The organism is Actinomycetospora sp. (assembly GCF_055612215.1).
Genome location: NZ_JBVPVA010000121.1, coordinates 1 through 1,607, shown reverse-complemented (window position 1 = coordinate 1,607; position 1,607 = coordinate 1). Strand labels below are relative to the sequence as shown.

Sequence of the window (1,607 nt, the reverse complement as noted above, 5' to 3'; positions counted from 1 at the left end):
AGGAACCCTTCGATCACCGCGAACACGCCGACGACGGCCATGAGCACCGCGCCGAAACGGACCCAGCCGGTCGTGGCCCCCGAGGGCCCCCGAGGGGCGGCGCCGTTGGCGCGGGGATACGAGGCCGATCGTTCGGGCGTGGGGGTCTGGGGGTTGGTCATCGTCTCTCCTCGGATCCGCGGACGCTGTCCCGCCGCAGGTCGTACGGTTCCGCCGGCCGGGACCAGCGGCTTCACCCGCGCCGGGTGAGAAACGGTGTGCCGTGCGAGTCATCTCGGACGGGTGAGGCCGTGCTCGCGCCCCCGGGTCACGCTGTCGCTCCCGACGCCGGACCGCGATCACGCCCTCGTGCGGCCGGGCCGTCCCCAGGGGAAGGTGGCTGACCTCCGCGCGCTGATCGGGTGAGGGCGGGGAGGCCGGCATGGACGTCACGGCGGTCGCAGTGGTCGCGGCGACGGTCTTCGTCTGGGGCGTCGTCTCGGCCCGCCTGGAACGGGCCGACCTCACGGCACCGATCGTCTTCGTGGCGGTCGGCGCGGTCCTGGCCGGACTGGGCCTGGTCGACGCGCCGTCGGCTCCCGAGACCCTCAAGCCGTTGGTCGAGATCACCCTCGTCTGGGTGCTCTTCTCGGACGCGGCCCGCATCCGGGTCCCCGACCTGCGCCGGGACCTCGGCCGGTGCGTGCGGCTGCTGGGCGTCGGGCTGCCCCTGACGATGGCGCTGGGCTGGGTGCTGGCGCTCTGGATCCTCCCCGGCCTCGACGTGTGGCTGGCGCTGCTCGTCGGGGCGGCGCTGGCACCCACCGACGCCGCCCTGGGCGTGCCGGTGGTGACGAACACCGCGGTGCCGTCCCGCATCCGGCGGCTCATCACCGTCGAGAGCGGCCTCAACGACGGCATCGCCACCCCCGTCGTCGTCGTCGCGATCGCCGGGGCGGCCTCGGCGGAGGGACTGCACGACGTGGGCCCGGGCAGCGCGCTGCTCGAGCTGGTGATCGGTGTGGTGGCCGGCATCGTCGTCGGTGCCGTGGGGGGTGGCCTGCTGCGCCGGGCGCGGCGTCGTGGCTGGGCCGCCGAGGAGTTCGCCGGCGTCGCGGTGCTCGCCCTCGCGCTCGCGGCCTACGCCGGTGCCCTCGTGGTGCACGGCAACGGCTTCGTCGCCGCGTTCTGCGGCGGACTGGCCTTCGCGGCCGCCGCCGGCCCCCGCGGCCCCGCCGAGATCGGCTTCCTCGAGCAGGCGAGCGGACTGGTCTCCCTGCTCGTGTGGCTGGCCTTCGGAGCCGTCGCCGTGCCGATCATGCTCCACGGCGTCCACCTGGCCGTCGTGGGGTACGCGGTGCTGAGCCTGACCGTCGTCCGGATGCTCCCGGTCGCGCTCGCGAGCATCGGCGCGCGTCTCGGGGCCGCCACGGTGCTCTTCGTGGGCTGGTTCGGTCCACGGGGCCTGGCGTCCCTGGTGTTCGCCCTGCTCGCGCTGGAGGAGCTCGGCCCGCGAGCCGACGACGCCGTGGTCGCCATCGCGGTCACCGTCCTGCTCAGCGTCGTCGCCCACGGCGTCAGCGCCGCACCCCTCGCCGCCCGGTACGGCAGGGCCGGTGACGGGGCGG

General features: G+C 75.2%; 1 protein-coding gene. It reads left to right on the top strand.

Annotated elements, in window-relative coordinates:
- Window positions 1–421: 421 nt before the first annotated feature.
- Window positions 422–1,607, top strand: a 1,186-nt coding sequence (locus tag AC0CYZ_RS03180; RefSeq protein ID WP_472212274.1) for a cation:proton antiporter domain-containing protein, incomplete at its 3' end; no start/stop codon positions are given.